1 protein-coding gene is annotated in these 1,286 nt (G+C 67.7%); it reads right to left on the reverse strand.

Annotation, left to right across the window (positions count from 1 at the left end; all coding sequences use genetic code 11):
- Positions 1-84: 84 nt before the first annotated feature.
- Positions 85-1,188: a ScyD/ScyE family protein gene (locus tag BN13_RS18140; protein ID WP_048548238.1), complete on the reverse strand. Its 1,104-nt coding sequence runs from the start codon at positions 1,186-1,188 to the stop codon at positions 85-87.
- Positions 1,189-1,286 lie beyond the last annotated feature (98 nt).

The raw sequence follows: 1,286 nt of genomic DNA on the forward strand, positions 1-1,286 counted from the left end.
ACGCCTTGTAAGGCGTGCTCAAGTGCGTAAGGCGTGCTCAAGTTCGGGGGTTAGGGAGCCGGAGGCCCAGAACAAGCGCCAGACTTAGAACAACCGGTAGACCCGTCCCGTCTGGCCGGGCTCCGGCGTGCCATTGGCCCGGCGTGGAACGTCGGTGGTCAGGTAAAGGTGGCCGGCGCCGATCTCGACTGCCAGGATGCCGGGCAGCGTCAGCGCGTCATGCATGTATGCCGCGTCGGGTCCGTGCTTGGTGATGGTGTCGCTGCCGGACTCGGCGATGTACATCGTGCCGCGCTCATCGCCGCCCGTCTTGACCGCGAGGTTTGTGGGGGCGGCAAGGTCGGCGACGATCTTGGTCACCGAACGTGTGGCCGGGTCGATCCGATAAACCGAGCCTCGACGCCCGGGGTCGAGCTTGCCGAGTGCCGGCGGGGCGACGGTGACCAGGATGAGGCCTTCGCGCATCACGGCGAGATCGGTGGGTCGGGCTTCGGTGAAGTAGGTCGCTCCGACCAGGCACGTCGGCAACTTCAGAGCGCTGGCCATCGCGGACGTGATGACCAACGGCTGGCGGGGGAGAGCGCTGATGGTGGCGACGCGGCCGTCGGGTCGCACTCGCAGGATGGCGTTGGCGCGAGCGTCGGCGACGGCCCAGTCGGTGCCCAGATCGGCCACGGCCACCGGGCGGGAGGCAACCCCGCCGCGGTAGGTGACGGGGATGCCCGCAGCCTTTAGACCGTTGGACTGGCAGGTCGTCGCGTTGACAAGACCGTAGGTGCGATTCTTGTCCGGGTTGGCGGATCGTTCGAAGGCCAGCAAGTCGGCCGCGCCAGCTGTGGTGCCCACGACCGCCAAGCCGCTGGCGGTGACGGTTCCCCGAGTCAGCTGGGCCCAGACGTAAGCGACCCGACCGGCGCCGTCCACCCCGACCCCATTGACCTCGCGCCCGGGTTGAGTCGTCAGGACCGCGGACGAGCCGTCGGCGGCGATCTTGCGGACCTGACCCGCGATGCGATCGGAAACGAACACATCGGTGCCGCTCGTGGCGAGTTGCAGCGGGGTCATCACATCATCGTTGATGACCGTCAGCCTCGGTGCCGGCGAAGGGTTAGCCGACGCCATGCCCGGGGTGATACCGGCGACGGTCAGTGCCGTCGCAGCAAGGGTGGTGAGTAGCTTGACCTGCATGTTTCGTCCTCTCCCGAGTCGCGCCGGGATGCCCCGGCCTACGCCCAGCGTAGGCCCCACCCCGAACTTGAGCATGCCTTACGCACTTGAGCACGCCT

Source organism: Nostocoides jenkinsii Ben 74, assembly GCF_001046875.1.
Taxonomy (GTDB): Bacteria; Actinomycetota; Actinomycetes; order Actinomycetales; family Dermatophilaceae; genus Nostocoides_A; species Nostocoides_A jenkinsii.